Consider the following 15,668-nt stretch of genomic DNA (forward strand, 5'->3'; position numbering starts at 1 on the left):
TTCTTAGAGATTGAGAGAACTGCGTGCTTCGGGCGCATTGCCTTCGGCTTGCGCCCTTGCTCTTGTCTCACAATCTCCAAACTAGGCGAATGGTAGAAGTAAGTATTGCCAATTTCTCTGACATTTACTGTATAGAAGCCATAATATCCTTAGACTAGCCATATTTCGCTTCTTATGGACTTTTTATTACAATTTTGGTATAATCAAATTGGTTTTAAACGAAAGCCTCAGAATGCTTTGCAGAGCTTTCTGGGGTGTTTTTTCATATTCATAAGCGGACTGGTATTACCTACAATGTATATCTTTTAGTTATATAACCAAAATGGTTATATAACTATGATACAACCATTTTGGTTATAGGTCAATAGAAAAGCGAAAGGAATTTTAAAATGTTGAAAGATAATATAAAAAAAGCCCGTCTTAAAGTGGGACTTACTCAATCAGAAGTTGCTGAAAAGTTAGGTGTAGCTCAAGCCCAATATGCTAGGTGGGAAAATGGAGGGAGAAATCCGAAAGATGAAACAGTAGAAAAATTAGCTGAAATCTTTGGTACGTCTTTTGAGATTTTAAAAGGACGTGATGACGGACTAGAAGAAATTGTTAGTTTATTGAGAGAATATGAATTGACAGAAGCAGATAAAAACAAAATTATTAAAACTTTAAAGGATTTATTACATAAATAAATCAAAATAATGTGGTAGTTGGAGAGCACAAAGTGAATAATATCCGGGAGCAAAAAAAGCAAGCTAAAGGATTTATTAAACGCTGGGAAAACCGTGGCAATGAAAGACAAGACAGTCAGTCATTTTGGCTTGATTTGCTCCAATCTGTTTATTGAATTGATAAATGAGAAGATTAAAGCGTTGTAGGAAAATAGATATTTTATGAGGAGGCGAGGCAACTTGAAAGAATATATTGTAAGTTTGGAAAAAGAAATACTCAAATCTGAATTTGAGGGGGTGTTTTTATGTCAACAATTAAAATTGAAAACCTTACTTTCTCATATTATGGCTATGTAAAACCTGTATTTGAAAATGTATCATTTTCATTTGATACGAACTGGAAAACAGGACTAATAGGAAGAAACGGAATTGGGAAATCAACACTATTTAAGCTGCTTCTAAACCAAGAAGTTTATAAGGGGAAAATCAGCAAAAGTGTTGACTTTATTAAATTCCCACCCAATTTAAGTGATACTTCAAAATTAGGGATTGAGTTATATAGAGAACTAATATCAGATGAGGAAGAATGGAAATTATTTAGAGAACTTCATTTGCTAAAGGTAGATGAGAGTCTTATTTACAGAAAGTTTGAAACGCTTTCTAAAGGAGAACAAACAAAAATCCTTTTAGCTATTTTGTTTACAAGAGAAGATGGTTTTTTACTTATAGATGAACCAACAAACCATTTAGATATGGACGGAAGAAAAATTGTCAGTGAATATCTGAAAAATAAAAAAGGTTTTTTGCTTATATCACATGATAGAGATTTTTTAGATGGTTGTATCAATCATATTATTTCTATTAACAGGAATTCTATTGATGTCCAATCAGGAAATTTTACATCGTGGTATGAAAATAAATTGATGAAAGACCAATTTGAGATTAGTCAAAATGAGAAATTAAGAAAAGATATTAAACGATTAAAAGAAGCTGCAAGACAAAGTCAAATTTGGTCTGATAAAGTTGAAAATACTAAAAACGGCGTGAAAGTATCAGGTGTAAAACCAGACAAGGGGCATATAGGTCATCAGTCAGCTAAGATGATGAAAAAATCTAAGAATTTGGAGAATAGACAAAATAAGGCAATAGAAGAAAAACAGAATTTACTAAAAGATATTGAAACAAAGGAAAGTCTATTATTGCATCCGTTACATCACCACAAAAATCCTCTAATATCAGTTTGCGATTTATCATCATATTATGGAAAAAAGCAGATATTAAGTAATATAAGTTTTGATATAAAGCAAGGTGATATAGTGGCTATATATGGGGGTAATGGTAGCGGAAAATCAACCTTGATTAAAATTTTATTAGGTCTAAATCACGAGTATTCAGGTGATGTAAAATTAGCAAGTAATTTAAAAATATCATATGTTCCTCAAGATACATCCAATTTAACAGGTAGCCTAAACGAGTATATTCATAAGCAAGGTGTTGATGAAACATTGTGCAAAACAATTCTTAGAAAATTAGATTTTGCAAGAGAATTATTTGAAATAGATATGAAGAACTATAGCGATGGACAAAAAAAGAAAGTTTTAATTGCTGTAAGTTTGTCAAAGTCAGCTCATATATTTATTTGGGACGAACCACTGAATTATTTAGATGTAATATCAAGAATACAGATTGAGGAAGTTATAAAAGAAGCAAATCCTACACTCATATTTGTGGAACACGATAAGAGGTTTGTAGAAGATATAGCGAATAAAATAATACGATTATAAACTAAATAATATCTTTTAGTTTGTCGAGGTAAACCTTTTTAACAATAACCTTATGCTATTGTTAAAAAGATTGAAACTCAGTAATAATGTATATTACTAAAAATCATATTAAAAATAATTCAAATTTATTGGTAGCCTTTTGGTAGCTAAACAGACAAAAGTTAATATCTTCATAAAAAAATACAGTTAGAGAATGTTGATTTATCAGCATTCTTTTTTATTTCAAATAGTTTCTCGGAATTAGATACGGGGGGTTAAGTGCTGGCGTGGCTATTGCCACACCAGCCAGCAAGATCAGTCCACACCTGCGACTTCCGCTTCGCACGTCGCCTGCGTGGACTGTCTGCTGTTGGATAACTTTTTAATTTCCTCCAAGAAATCATATCCTTTTGGTACAAGGGGAGTATAAAACTCTGATATGACACTTGTTCCTACATCAACATAGCCACGACCTTTGATTCGCTTTAAGAAGAAATCCTTTTGTACGTCACTGCCAAACATCATGCCATAGCCCATTTCAGACATACGACCTAAAGCCACTCTGAAATTAAACTGATCACGGATTCCGTCGCCTAAATATTTTGCGTCTGGACGTTGACAAGCCAGTATTAGAAAGAAGCCAGCTTGACGACCTAACATGACAATCTGTTTCAGCTTATTCATAACTGCGGTGTTTTCTTTTGTTCCCAGCATTTCCATGAAAGCGACGTATTCATCAAAGATTAAGAAGTGTGCCGGGAGACCTAAGTAAGCATAATTTTTGCCAGTCTTATAGTTCCTCATCTGCTTCATTTCCTCACTACGTTTCATCATTTCTTCATAGAATGTTTCAATGCAAGAAAGCAAGTCTTCTTTTCTATAGTAGACATTTGCCATCACAGAACCTAAGTCCGCAAGGTCAGCATTTTTCGGGTCAAGAATATACAGTTTTGAATCTGTATGAAGCAAGGCTTCAATCAGTGTCAGTATAAAGTAAGTTTTACCGCCACCTGTACCACCAGCAATCAACATATGAGGGAGCTTATCATATTCCCACCATACGTTTTTCATTAAGCGAAGTTTACCATCTTTAGCTTCTACTTCATCAATAGAAATACGACTGGCTATGGTGTCATAGAGCAAAGTATATTCCACATAGGAATCCTTTAACTCTTTATCCGTCAGCTCACAGTACAAGCCACTCTCTAATTTCTTTTCCAAGTGTAAGAGTTGGTCTTGATATTTTCCCAGCGTGATTTCCACCCGTATCTGTATCAAGCCATTTTTAAGTCGATAATACATTTTAGGGAAGTAGGTTATCTTTTCCTTTGTACGACCAGCACTATCTTTAAAGAAACCCTCTGTTTTGACCTGTTCAGATTCATACCACTTGTTTTCAAGTATCATCTTTGCCAGTTTTTGACGGTGGTAAAGTTGTTTAACCGTATCATAGCGAACCCGTTTGAATACAAACGCTACCAGCAAGCAGATAAGAATTGCGACACTGAAACTGATAATTAAATAGGGAATGTCAATCTTATCTGCTTGTGATAGGTTAAAATCCTGCCAGTTGATCTGCTGGATTGTCTTCACATGAAACAGTCCGACAACCAGCAGGAAAACAGGCAGGAGTGACGCTATCGTAAAATGAAAGACTAAATCTTTACCAGATGGGCGAATCCTTTTACCACGCTGTTTCATGCGAAAAAGTCTCCTTTCTACCTAGCGACTATTTGTCTTGTGTCGGTTCTTTCTTTGCTTGTGGTTGAGCTTTGAATGAACTAGAATCCTTTGTCAGCACAATATCGTCTGCCTTGATATACCAGTCAACATCTGCTCCTTGATAGGTGGCAGTAGCAACGGTGTCCGCAATGGGATTGATAAGTTCCACCCGTGCGTTATAATCAAACTCTTTCAAAGGCACGCTGGCAGGAATACTTACTTGAATCATGCGTCCTTGTCCTTTGGATTTTAAGTCATAGGTACGTTCCTTGATTTCATCTGAAACCGACCCGTCTTCATTTTGGATTCTCACTTCACGACGTAGAGCAGAGAATTTCAATTCTCCAAAAGTCGTGTCTTTATCTAATACAATGCCATTTGCTAATCTCATCATTTTTCCTCTCTTTCTTTATTCTTTTATCATGTCGTCAGCATGTAAAAGGTAATTTGTAAAACCACGAGTGCCGATTTTGTAGCCCTCTGCGGTAATACGTGGATTGACTAACTTCACACGTTCCTCAAAGCCGAAATGTTTTTCGCCAGCTTCAGCAGGAAGCACCACCACAATATCATCTGCTCTTTGAACATCAGAATAGAGATTATAGCTTCTTGATAAGACAGTTAGCCGTCCGTTGATTCTTCGCTGAACGACTTTATCCTCGCCAGCAAATTCTAAATTGCCGAATGTTTTTTCCATGTTGGGAATCACAAATTTAAGTTCCATATTTTTACCTATCCTTTCTTTTTTATTGGCTGAATGAATGTTTGATGGTCTTAAAGAGTGGGGAACGACCTTTTGATTCTTGATTTTTTGTTTTCATAAGTTCACTTCCTTTCAAAATCGGGTAAAAAAATAGACACCTCATTTTTTGAAGTGTCTACCTATTAAATATTCAAATTTTATTGGAAGTATCTTTATATCTTCACTTTTCAAGGATAAATCGTCGTATCAAAGCTCATTCATAAGTAGTAAATTAGTAGTAAATTGAGTGGTTTTGACCTTGATAAAGTGTGATAAGTCCAGTTTTTATGCGGATAACTAGATTTTTATGCTATTTTTTCTGGTAAAAATTAGCTTATTTTAGGGAAATGAAATGCTAACGTTATGTAACAATGTTAGTCTTTTATTTCAAAATCTTTGTTTAGTATGAATTTAGCTCTACAGGAAAATAAAAAATGTGATAAAAATTTCAACTACTCTTATCTATAATAAAGCTACCTGTTCTTTGAAAATTGAATTCACTCCGTCTTGATTAGCGTGCCTGTGTAAGTAGGGACTGAGAGTATTTCCCTGTGAAGGGCAACTGGCACAAGACGTGTGTGAGAATTTTCTAACAGACACGGAGTTTATCGTTACCAGACTTAAACGATGCGACAAACTAGATAAAGGAGTTAATCATGAAGGTAGTAAACTTGTATGATTTGAAACAAATGGGAAATAAAGGTGGTTGTACCATCCAATTGATTCATCACTTTCCTTTTGGTATGGGCTTAGGACATCTCAAAAAAGACTACATTGAATTTAAACGTGTTGGTATCTTTGATGGGAAAGCAGTAGAAGTCACTCTTCGAGAACCTTATTCGAGAGATCTACTGCAGGTTGTCAAGTCGATTAAGCAACATCAGAAATTGATAGCTTATCGCTATAAAGAAGGAAAACTGCTATTTGTGAAGAAGGAGGCGTCAGATGTCCTCTGAACAACAGGAACGAATGGCAGTTCAATATGCAGAGCGTAGTCTTTTATTTACTGTAAGAAGTCTCTTAAAGATTTTAGAATGGTCTAGACGTCAGGCTTTAGCACAAGATTCCGCCTATAAAATAGGGGTACAGAAATTAGAAGAATTGCTACAATCTCCCTATGCGATTGATACGATTAATCTGAAAAAAGATTTTTTAGACAAACCAATTGATATAGAGAAATTTAAAGCCTTTTTAGAAAAAGAAGAGATTCCTTTAGCCATCGCTTGGCAAGGGGATTCTCTACATTTCTACACGAAAGACCGTTCAATTCTAGACAATCATTTAGACCATCTATTAGAAAAAATGGTTAATGATCCGGAGAAATTAGCTGATTTTACCATGGATAAGTCTTTAGACGATGCAATTGATGAAGCTAAATCCCAAATAACCTTTAGAGAAGAAGGGGCCGTCAAACAGAAAGAGATGGTGAGATGATGTACAGTGGAAAGAAATTCCTACTATTCTCCCTGTTAGGCATCTTACTAGGCTATATCTTTCACCGTTTGACGCTTTTGTATGATTCCTATACTGGAAATACCTTAGATAAATGGACTCATCTTCTGATGGAAGGTCAAGATGAAGTTCTTCAGTCGCCATGGAATGTTTCCTTTACTGGAAAATCAAGTGCTTTTTTTCTACTAGGCTTTGTGATGATGTTGCTGGTTTATCTCTATCTAGAGACTGGTAAAAAACAATACCGAGAAGGGGTAGAATACGGGAGCGCCCGTTTTGGAACTCTAAAAGAAAAGAAGCTCTTTTACGGTAAGGAATTTTCTCATGATACGATCTTAGCTCAAGATGTTCGTTTGACATTATTAGATAAAAAACCACCCCAATATGATAGAAATAAGAATATTGCGGTGATCGGAGGTTCAGGAAGTGGGAAGACATTTCGCTTTGTGAAACCTAATCTGATTCAGATGAATAGTTCTAATATTGTAGTGGATCCTAAAGATCACTTGGCCGAAAAAACAGGCAAACTCTTTTTAGAACATGGCTACCAAGTAAAGGTGTTAGATTTAGTCAATATGAAGAACTCAGATGGCTTCAATCCTTTTCGCTATATAGAGACAGAAAATGATTTGAATCGCATGCTGACGGTTTATTTCAATAACACCAAAGGCTCTGGCTCCCGTAGTGATCCATTTTGGGATGAAGCTTCTATGACTTTGGTACGAGCTTTAGCCTCTTACTTGGTCGATTTCTATAACCCACCTAAAACAAGAGAACAGCTCATAGAAGAAAGTCGTTTAAGTCAAAAGGAATACCAAAACTTGTTGAAACGTCAAAAAAAAGAAGTGGAAGAGCGAAAAAAACGAGGGCGTTATCCAAGTTTTGCTGAAATCTCAAAACTCATTAAACACTTATCCAAGGGTGAAAACCAAGAAAAAAGTGTCTTAGAAATTCTATTTGAAAATTATGCTAAAAAGTATGGAACTGAAAATTTTACCATGCGAAATTGGGCAGATTTTCAAAATTATAAGGATAAGACTCTGGATTCTGTTATAGCTGTAACCACTGCTAAATTTGCCTTCTTCAATATTCAAAGTGTCATGGATTTGACCAAAAGAGATACCCTTGATATGAAGACATGGGGCAAGGAAAAATCAATGGTTTACTTAGTTATCCCAGATAACGATAGTACCTTTCGCTTTCTTTCAGCCCTCTTTTTTTCAACAGTATTTCAAACTCTAACAAGACAAGCAGATATTGATTTTAAGGGGCAATTACCTCTTCATGTGAGAGTCTACTTAGATGAATTCGCAAATATCGGAGAAATCCCAGATTTTGCTGAACAAACCTCAACAGTCCGTTCTCGGAATATGAGTCTCGTTCCTATTCTGCAAAATATTGCTCAACTTCAAGGACTCTATAAAGAAAAAGAAGCTTGGAAAACTATTCTTGGGAACTGTGATAGCTTAGTCTACTTAGGTGGTAATGATGAAGATACTTTTAAATTTATGAGTGGGTTACTCGGTAAACAAACCATTGATGTTCGAAATACTAGTCGTTCCTTTGGCCAAACAGGTTCAGGATCCCTTTCTCATCAAAAGATTGCTCGTGATTTAATGACACCTGATGAAGTCGGAAATATGAAACGGCATGAATGCTTAGTTCGAATTGCCAATATGCCTGTCTTTAAAAGCAAAAAGTACAATTCAACTAAGCATCCAAACTGGAAGTACCTTGCCAATCAAGAAAACGATGAACGGTGGTGGAACTATCAGATCAATCCTTTGAATCAAAGTCAGGAAAATCATCTTGAAGGCCTTAGAATTCGTGATTTAACTTTTGAATCTAGTTTAAAATAAAAATAGAAAAGAGGAAATAGATGATTACGCATTTTAAAGGTTTTGTTTATGGAGTAGACGCAAGTGCTATGTTTGCACAAGCTATGTCTTTGTTACAGAAGGGATTGATTGCGGTTGGTGCCTTTCTCGTTGTTGTTGGGATTGTCAATCTTGCAACCAACATTAAAGACGGTGGACCAGGTGTTCGGAATGCCATTCTTGAAATTGTCGGTGGTGTTATGGTCGGGGCTGCTGGAGCCTTTGTAACCCAGATTTCAATTTAGGAGGATAAACAATGACATGAATCTTAGTTTAGTCTCACCCTTTGTTTACCTTGCATCTGAAAAAATATCAGCTGAAAATTTATTTGAAGGATTTAATGTGGATTTACAATCTACGGTAGATCTGATTAAATCACTATCTAGCTACAATCCAACAGTTTGGACTTATATGTCTAGTATTACTAAAAGTGTCATGCAGCCCCTTGGAGTTGCGATTTTATCAGTTGTTCTCATCTTAGAATTTTCGAAGATGGCAAAGAAAATTGCTAACTCAGGAGGAGCGATGACCTTTGAAGCATTAGCACCGATGTTGATTAGTTATATTATGGTCGCAGTTGTAATTACCAACACTACCGTTATTGTAGAAGCTATCATCGGGATTGCGAGTCACGCCATTGAACAAGTGGCTTCCATTGTGGCTCACGGTGGGTCAAAGTATGATACCATCTCTGGATTAAAAGGGTCAGGATTTATTGGCCGGATGATTGTGGGCTTTTTCGCCCTCCTCATTTGGCTTGTTCGGATAGTAAGTGCAGCCATGGTTAATCTTTTGGTATCTATTCGATTTATTCAACTCTACCTTATGATCCCATTTGCCCCTCTTACGATTCCAACATTTTTAAGTGATGAATGGAAGTCTATTGGTATAGGCTATTTAAAAAATATTATGGTCTATGCGGTACAAGGGGTTCTTATTTTTCTGATTGTTTCTCTTGTTCCTTTGTTTGAATCTGCTGGTAAAATAGCTGTTTCAAATGGTGCAGGAGTCCTGCAATCACTTGCGATTATGTTTGGTAGTTTGGTACAAGCTATCTTACTGATTATTGCCCTCGTTGGTTCTCAACGTACGGCTCGCTCAATCTTAGGTATGTAATTAGATAAAGGCTAGGAAGTGGTTGCTTCTTAGCCTTTTTAGAAAGGAAAGTCATGAATACACGTGTCTTTAAAGACATCTCAAAATACCAACACAGGGCTTGGTTAGGTTTCACCACAAGACAAATCATCTTTGTTATACCAGCCTTTATTGTCACAATTATTGTTTTGGGCTTGAATCTCTTTTTCTGGCAATTTGGAGATTGGTTTGTTTACGGTTTTGTGTTTGCTTTTACCATCCCCCTCTTGCTTTTTGGAGTCTATAAACCCAATGATTTATATTTTGAACATTATTTGAAATACCGTCTTCATTTTGAACTAACGGTTCCCCTACGCACAATTACAGGAAAGAAAGGACTTGAACATGAAAAGAAAATTAAATACATTAAAGAAACAAAAAACTTCAACGACTAATAAAAAGGAAGAAGTTAAAGATAAAAAAGAGGAAGTGTTACCATCAACGGCTAATACTCTTTCCTATCAAGCCTTGTATCAAAATGGTCTGATGCAGGTAAAAGAAGATTATTTTTCACAAAGCTATTTACTTGGTGATGTCAATTACCAGACCGTTGGTTTAGAAGATAAGAGCGCAATCATTGAGAAGTATTCTGATTTGATTAACTCTTTAGATGACCAAACCAACTTCCAATTGACCATTTTTAATAAAAGATTGAATTTAGAAAAATTCAGACACAGTGTTTTGTATGAGGAAAAAGAAGATGGGTACGATAGCTATCGTAAAGAATTGAATCGGATGATGATTCAAAATTTAGATAGTGGTGAAAATAACTTTTCGGCTGTGAAACTGATTAGTTTTGGTAGAAAGGATTCTAATCCCAAACAAGCCTATCGTTCCTTGTCTCAAATAGGCGAATATTTCAAGAGTGGTTTCTCAGAAATTGATGCTCGATTTGGATCCTTGACTGGAGAAGAACGGGTGAACTTGTTGGCAGATATGCTTAGAGGAGAACACCATCTTCCTTTTTCTTATCGTGATTTAACGAGATCTGGCCAGACAACTCGTCACTTCATAGCACCTAATCTCTTGGATTTTAAAAACAAGAATTACCTACAAATCAATGACCGCTTATTACAGATTGTCTATGTGAGAGACTACGGTATGGAATTAGGGGATCAGTTTATCCGAGACCTCATGCAAGGAGATCTGGAATTGATTGTAAGCCTTCATGCTCAAAGTTCGACCAAGGCAGATGCCATGAAGAAACTACGAACAAAGAAAACCTTAATGGAATCCCAAAAGATTGGGGAACAACAAAAACTAGCTCGTACAGGTATCTATTTGGAAAAAGTAGGTCATGTATTAGAAAGCAATATCGATGAAGCTGAGGAACTCTTAAAAACCATGACCGAGACAGGAGATAAACTATTTCAAACGGTCTTCTTGATTGGGGTCTTTGGTCAGGATGAAGAAGAACTCAAACAAGCCCTAGACACTATCCAACAAGTGGCCGGCTCAAATGACCTAATGATTGATAAACTTCCATATATGCAAGAAGCAGCCTTTAATAGCTTGCTGCCATTTGGTTGTGATTTTTTAGAGGGAGTATCACGGAGTTTATTAACATCTAATGTAGCAGTGAACTCACCTTGGACTTCAGTAGATTTACAAGACCGTAGTGGGAAATATTACGGTATCAATCAAATCTCAAGCAATATTATTACCATTGATCGTAGCCTATTAAACACACCGTCTGGTCTGATTTTAGGAACATCAGGAGCTGGTAAAGGCATGGCAACCAAGCATGAAATTATCACGACCAAAATCAAGGAATCTGGTGAAAATACTGAAATTATCATCGTGGATCCAGAAGCAGAATACAGTGTCATTGGACGAGCTTTTGGGGGAGAAATGATTGATATTGCGCCCGACTCCCAAACTTATCTCAATGTCCTTGACTTGTCTGAGGAAAATATGGATGAAGATCCTGTAAAGGTAAAATCAGAATTTCTTTTATCCTTTATCGGCAAGTTATTGGATAGAAAAATGGATGGAAGAGAAAAATCGATTATCGACCGAGTCACCAGACTCACCTATCAGTCATTTAAAGAGCCTTCTTTGGAAGAATGGGTCTTTGTCTTGAGCCAACAACCAGAAGAAGAAGCGCAGAATTTGGCACTTGATATGGAACTGTATGTCGAAGGTTCTCTTGATATTTTTTCTCATAAGACCAATATTCAGACAGGATCTAATTTCTTAATCTATAATGTTAAAAAGTTAGGAGATGAGCTGAAACAAATCGCTCTCATGGTAGTGTTTGATCAGATATGGAATCGTGTCGTTCGGAATCAAAAATTAGGGAAGAAGACCTGGATTTATTTTGATGAAATGCAGCTTCTCTTATTAGATAAATATGCCAGTGATTTCTTTTTTAAATTGTGGAGTCGTGTCAGAAAATATGGAGCTAGTCCGACTGGAATAACTCAAAACGTCGAAACCTTATTGTTAGATCCAAATGGTAGACGGATTATTGCAAATAGTGAATTTATGATTCTCCTCAAGCAAGCAAAAAATGACCGAGAAGAACTGGTTCAACTCTTAGGCTTGTCAAAAGAACTCGAAAAATACCTAGTCAATCCAGAAAAAGGGGCAGGACTAATAAAAGCTGGTTCAGTTGTCGTTCCCTTTAAAAATAAGATTCCTCAAGGTACTCAATTGTTTGATATCATGAGTACGGATCCTGATAAAATGACTTCTAATTAAGGGGAAGGTAAATGAAGGATAAGAGAGAAATCATACGTGCCCGAAAGGCATTTAGAAGAAGTCTAAAAGATGAGAAGAAATTCTTGAAACAAGGAAAGAAGGAGGTAAGGAAACAGAAAAAAGATTCCGCTGTACTGGATGAAAAAGAATGGAAAAAAGAGATAAAAGAAAAGCTAGAGGAGATGAGAGAAGCTTCAAAGAAGAGAGTAAAACAAGCAAATGAAGACTACAATCATATTCTTCAAAATAGTCCTCCATCTCTTTTGAATCGTAAAGAATTAAGAGACAGACGATTACCTCATGCTAGGAAACGATTGAAAATAGCCAAGAAGCAATTTAGAGAAGCCAAGGTAGAAGCAAAAGAAGAAAGAAAAGAGAGTCGTAAAGAAAGAAAAACCAATCAAAAATTTCTTTATGGTCAGCAATCGAAACAAAAATCTAATTTTTTCTTTCAAGGGAAGAGTTTAGAAGAATTAAAAGCTAAGAAGGAAGTCAAGGCTGCTAAAGAAAATTTAAAATCTACTAAACAAGCCTATAAGTCCAAAAAAGTCAGTAGGAAAGCCAAAACTTTTCTTTATGTCCTTGGACGTGAAGGTGGAGAGTTAGCTTCAGAAAATGAAGATTTAGAAGGCTATCGCACACTTCAAGAGACCATTAGAAAAGGGAAACGCTACAGTAGACTTTCTTATAACCTTGGAAAAGCTAGTATCAAAACAGGACGAGCAACAGGTCGTTTTACCAAAAAAAGACTGACCAACACAAAAGAGCGATACCATCATTTTAAGAATGGAAAAGGATGGAAACTAGCGAAAGAGAATCCAAGTTCCTTTAAAAATCGGTTTCGAAAATTAAAGAAACAAGGTCTTACAAGTGTCCGAAATATCTATCAAAAACTAAAAGCAGCCTTTTCCTTCTTTACATTTGCGGCTGGAAATCCTGCAACATGGATAGTTGGAGGATTAGTCTTTCTTCTCTTATTTATGATGAGTTTCTTTTTAGGATTTTCATCTGCTAGTTTGATTCAACAAGATGAATTTGAATTAACAAAAGCTTATACCCACCTAACTTGGGAAGACGCAGAACATACTCGTACAAATGACAAAGGAATTACCTATTACACAAAAGTTGATGATGTGATGGGGTATATGAACTTTAAATTCCATGACTATGAGTTACACAAACCAGTTCACTTATTTAGTTCAGAAACTTACAAGGATTATCTATCTACTTTGTGGCATGATTTAAACGATGGGGAAGATTTGAAATCCATGCAAGACCTCTATGAAACTCCTAAGTATAAACTATCAAAAGACGATCAAGAGGAAATGAAGGAACTAAAAGAAGAGGGTGTGTATGCTTCCATGCAGGAATTGGACAATCCATTTGAGGGGAAAAGCAACGAAGATAGTCTAACCATGACTTATCGTTATGGATACTATGATTTAGACGGAAAACCTACTCTTCAGGAGTACATTCTACTAGAAGCCAAGGCTCACCAAACGATTGTAGCACCAATGGATGGGGTAGTATCTCTAGATGGTGACAATGTAATTCTCACTAATGGAAAAGGAGAGAATGAAAGTCGTTTAACCTTGTATTCTATTCATAATGGCCGTGCGATTGAGGGGACAAGAGTCCTAACAGGTGATATTATTGGTGAAACACCAGACGATACAGGCTTGAAAGTTTCCTATCAAAAGTATAAGAACAAGAAAGAAAAATTGGTGTATGTCAATCCGCAATTTTATTTTCCCAAAGTCATTCAACTTCAGACAACTATCTTACCTGCCATTGGTCAGTTTGGTGGGGATGAGTTTGAACGAGCGAAACATATTTATGAGTTTTTGAAATCTCAAGGGGCAAGTCCCCAAGCCATTGCGGCTATTTTAGGAAATTGGTCGGTAGAATCTTCCATTAATCCAAAACGTGCTGAAGGGGATTATTTATCTCCTCCAGTTGGCGCTACCGATTCCTCATGGGATGATGAAAGCTGGTTAGCAATTGGGGGTCCAGCTATTTATGGAGGTGCTTATCCTAATATTCTTCATAGAGGTCTAGGTTTAGGACAATGGACAGATACCGCAGATGGGTCAACACGTCATACAGCCTTGTTAAATTATGCACGCACCCAAAATAAGAAATGGTATGATTTAGATCTCCAACTTGATTTTATGCTTCATGGGGATAGTCCTTACTATCAAAGTTGGTTAAAGGATTTCTTTGGAAATACGGGCAGTGCAGCCAATCTCGCTCAACTCTTCCTTACCTATTGGGAGGGAAATTCTGGTGACAAACTACTGGAAAGACAAACCAGAGCAACGGAATGGTATTACCAAATTGAAAAAGGCTTTAGCCAGACAAATGGAGGACATGCAAAAAGTGACCCACAATCCCTTGAAGGGGTTCGTGGGGACTTGTATGATCATTCTGTTCCTGGTGGTGGAGATGGTATGGCCTATGCCTATGGACAATGTACATGGGGTGTTGCGGCTCGTATGAACCAGTTAGGATTAAAGCTAAAAGGTAGAAACGGAGAGAAGATTTCAATCATTAATACCATGGGAAATGGTCAGGACTGGGTTGCGACAGCTTCAAGTCTTGGTGGGGAAACTGGCTCTACACCAAGAGCAGGTGCCATTGTTTCTTTTGTGGGAGGTACACATGGGACACCAGCAGACTATGGTCATGTGGCTTTTGTCGAGAAAGTATATGATGACGGTTCTTTCCTTGTGTCTGAAACCAACTATGGTGGCAACCCTAACTATACCTTTAGAAAAATCTCTCAAGCAGATAGTGCCATCAGTTTTGCTTATACGACCAAATAAAAGAGTTTACACTTGAAATTGTAGCTATTTAAAGATAAAATATGTTTATAAATGAGTGGTCGGCTCATGGTCAATCTGATAGTAATCTTGGACATAAGGGCCAAGCGGTGGCGGACACCAGAACGAAATCCGATAGCAATCTTGGACGTAAGGGCCAAGCGGTGGCAGACACCAGAATAAACCGACTGACTAGGTGGCTTACAGGTTCTGTAAGTCATCTTTTTTACTTTGATAGTAATGTTTTATCACTTTAAGGAGGACGCAGTTTTGGCTCGTTCTCTTTTTTGTTGTGATACTTCTTTCAAGGAATATTTGGTAGGATTGGAGTGAAAAAAGATTAACTAGGAAAGAAGGAAGTATATGGAAGCCATTTATCAGCGTGATTCGGATCAAGATGGACTGACTGATGCTCAAGAATTGGCGCTAGGAACCAATCCTCTTAGCGCAGATTCTGATGGTGATGGACGTTCAGATTTAGTGGAAGTAGAAGAAGGAACCAATCCCTTAGAAAAGGATTTACAAGACATAAACCAAACAAGTCTAACTGAACCATCATCAGTATTTATGGAAATGAAACAAAAGATTTCAGATATGATGGAGAGTCACTACAAGGAATTTATACAGGCTCTGATTAGTATTGAAACAGGGATTGAAAACCAACAAGACCTAGAAGACTTATATACTTACTACATGAGAACAGATTCTGTTTCTCTTTTGTCTAGTGATTTAGAAACCAGTCCTCAAGAGGTTGAAATGGAGATAGAGTTGTAGGGGAATCATGTGATTCT

At 36.7% G+C, this 15,668-nt stretch carries 15 protein-coding genes and 1 pseudogene; 12 read left to right on the forward strand and 4 right to left on the reverse strand.

The window, feature by feature from the left end:
• Window positions 1-389: 389 nt before the first annotated feature.
• From HMPREF1518_RS09190 to lsa(C), 3 genes and pseudogenes are all read left to right on the forward strand, one after another.
• Window positions 390-683: a helix-turn-helix transcriptional regulator gene (locus HMPREF1518_RS09190; protein ID WP_017771665.1), complete on the forward strand. Its 294-nt coding sequence runs from the start codon at window positions 390-392 to the stop codon at window positions 681-683.
• A 32-nt stretch (window positions 684-715) separates the two neighbouring features.
• Window positions 716-835, forward strand: a pseudogene (locus HMPREF1518_RS11065) (type IIL restriction-modification enzyme MmeI); the annotation flags it as partial.
• 132 nt (window positions 836-967) lie between these two features.
• On the forward strand, window positions 968-2,446 hold the full coding sequence (lsa(C), locus tag HMPREF1518_RS09200) for an ABC-F type ribosomal protection protein Lsa(C) (RefSeq protein ID WP_033585689.1): 1,479 nt from the start codon (window positions 968-970) through the stop codon (window positions 2,444-2,446).
• Window positions 2,447-2,740: 294 nt separating this feature from the next.
• Here lsa(C) and HMPREF1518_RS09205 read toward each other — a convergent pair whose 3' ends face one another.
• From HMPREF1518_RS09205 to HMPREF1518_RS09215, 3 genes are read right to left on the reverse strand one after another with little or no spacing between them, the layout of a single operon-like run.
• Window positions 2,741-4,126 (reverse strand): FtsK/SpoIIIE domain-containing protein, encoded by a 1,386-nt coding sequence (locus HMPREF1518_RS09205; RefSeq protein WP_033585690.1) that lies wholly within the window; start codon window positions 4,124-4,126, stop codon window positions 2,741-2,743.
• Between the two features lie 28 nt (window positions 4,127-4,154).
• Window positions 4,155-4,541, reverse strand: a complete 387-nt coding sequence (locus tag HMPREF1518_RS09210) for a YdcP family protein (protein WP_000985015.1) — start codon at window positions 4,539-4,541, stop codon at window positions 4,155-4,157.
• 15 nt (window positions 4,542-4,556) lie between these two features.
• Window positions 4,557-4,871 carry a YdcP family protein gene (locus tag HMPREF1518_RS09215; protein ID WP_000420682.1) on the reverse strand — a complete coding sequence of 105 codons (315 nt, stop codon included), beginning with the start codon at window positions 4,869-4,871 and terminating at the stop codon, window positions 4,557-4,559.
• A gap of 674 nt (window positions 4,872-5,545) precedes the next feature.
• Here HMPREF1518_RS09215 and HMPREF1518_RS09220 point away from each other — a divergent pair.
• Genes HMPREF1518_RS09220 through HMPREF1518_RS09255 form a run of 8 tightly spaced genes read left to right on the forward strand, consistent with a single transcriptional unit; the run spans window position 5,546 to window position 14,880 of the window.
• Window positions 5,546-5,845: a hypothetical protein gene (locus HMPREF1518_RS09220; protein WP_003042486.1), complete on the forward strand. Its 300-nt coding sequence runs from the start codon at window positions 5,546-5,548 to the stop codon at window positions 5,843-5,845.
• A complete protein-coding gene (locus tag HMPREF1518_RS09225; protein ID WP_033585694.1) occupies window positions 5,835-6,323 on the forward strand; it encodes a hypothetical protein in 489 nt (162 codons plus the stop codon). The genes HMPREF1518_RS09220 and HMPREF1518_RS09225 overlap by 11 nt, the downstream gene beginning before the upstream one ends.
• Window positions 6,323-8,200, forward strand: coding sequence for a VirD4-like conjugal transfer protein, CD1115 family (locus HMPREF1518_RS09230; RefSeq protein WP_033585753.1), 1,878 nt, complete (start codon window positions 6,323-6,325; stop codon window positions 8,198-8,200). Before HMPREF1518_RS09225 ends, HMPREF1518_RS09230 begins: the two co-directional genes overlap by 1 nt.
• Before the next feature lie 20 nt (window positions 8,201-8,220).
• Window positions 8,221-8,463 carry a hypothetical protein gene (locus HMPREF1518_RS09235; RefSeq protein WP_000627865.1) on the forward strand — a complete coding sequence of 81 codons (243 nt, stop codon included), beginning with the start codon at window positions 8,221-8,223 and terminating at the stop codon, window positions 8,461-8,463.
• Between the two features lie 16 nt (window positions 8,464-8,479).
• A complete protein-coding gene (locus tag HMPREF1518_RS09240) occupies window positions 8,480-9,334 on the forward strand; it encodes a conjugal transfer protein TrbL (protein ID WP_033585696.1) in 855 nt (284 codons plus the stop codon).
• Window positions 9,335-9,387: 53 nt separating this feature from the next.
• Complete coding sequence (locus HMPREF1518_RS09245) at window positions 9,388-9,747, forward strand: PrgI family protein (protein ID WP_001097584.1); 360 nt, start codon at window positions 9,388-9,390, stop codon at window positions 9,745-9,747.
• Window positions 9,698-12,055, forward strand: coding sequence for a VirB4-like conjugal transfer ATPase, CD1110 family (locus tag HMPREF1518_RS09250; protein WP_033585698.1), 2,358 nt, complete (start codon window positions 9,698-9,700; stop codon window positions 12,053-12,055). The genes HMPREF1518_RS09245 and HMPREF1518_RS09250 overlap by 50 nt, the downstream gene beginning before the upstream one ends.
• 11 nt (window positions 12,056-12,066) lie before the next feature.
• Window positions 12,067-14,880 (forward strand): phage tail tip lysozyme, encoded by a 2,814-nt coding sequence (locus tag HMPREF1518_RS09255; protein ID WP_033585700.1) that lies wholly within the window; start codon window positions 12,067-12,069, stop codon window positions 14,878-14,880.
• Here HMPREF1518_RS09255 and HMPREF1518_RS10940 read toward each other — a convergent pair.
• A complete protein-coding gene (locus HMPREF1518_RS10940; RefSeq protein ID WP_197018567.1) occupies window positions 14,865-15,098 on the reverse strand; it encodes a hypothetical protein in 234 nt (77 codons plus the stop codon). The two genes, HMPREF1518_RS09255 and HMPREF1518_RS10940, sit on opposite strands and share 16 nt — an antisense overlap.
• A gap of 142 nt (window positions 15,099-15,240) precedes the next feature.
• Between HMPREF1518_RS10940 and HMPREF1518_RS09265 the strand changes: the two genes are divergently transcribed.
• Window positions 15,241-15,651, forward strand: a complete 411-nt coding sequence (locus HMPREF1518_RS09265) for a thrombospondin type 3 repeat-containing protein (RefSeq protein WP_033585704.1) — start codon at window positions 15,241-15,243, stop codon at window positions 15,649-15,651.
• Window positions 15,652-15,668 lie beyond the last annotated feature (17 nt).

The organism is Streptococcus sp. SR1 (assembly GCF_000526075.1).
GTDB lineage: Bacteria > Bacillota > Bacilli > Lactobacillales > Streptococcaceae > Streptococcus > Streptococcus halitosis.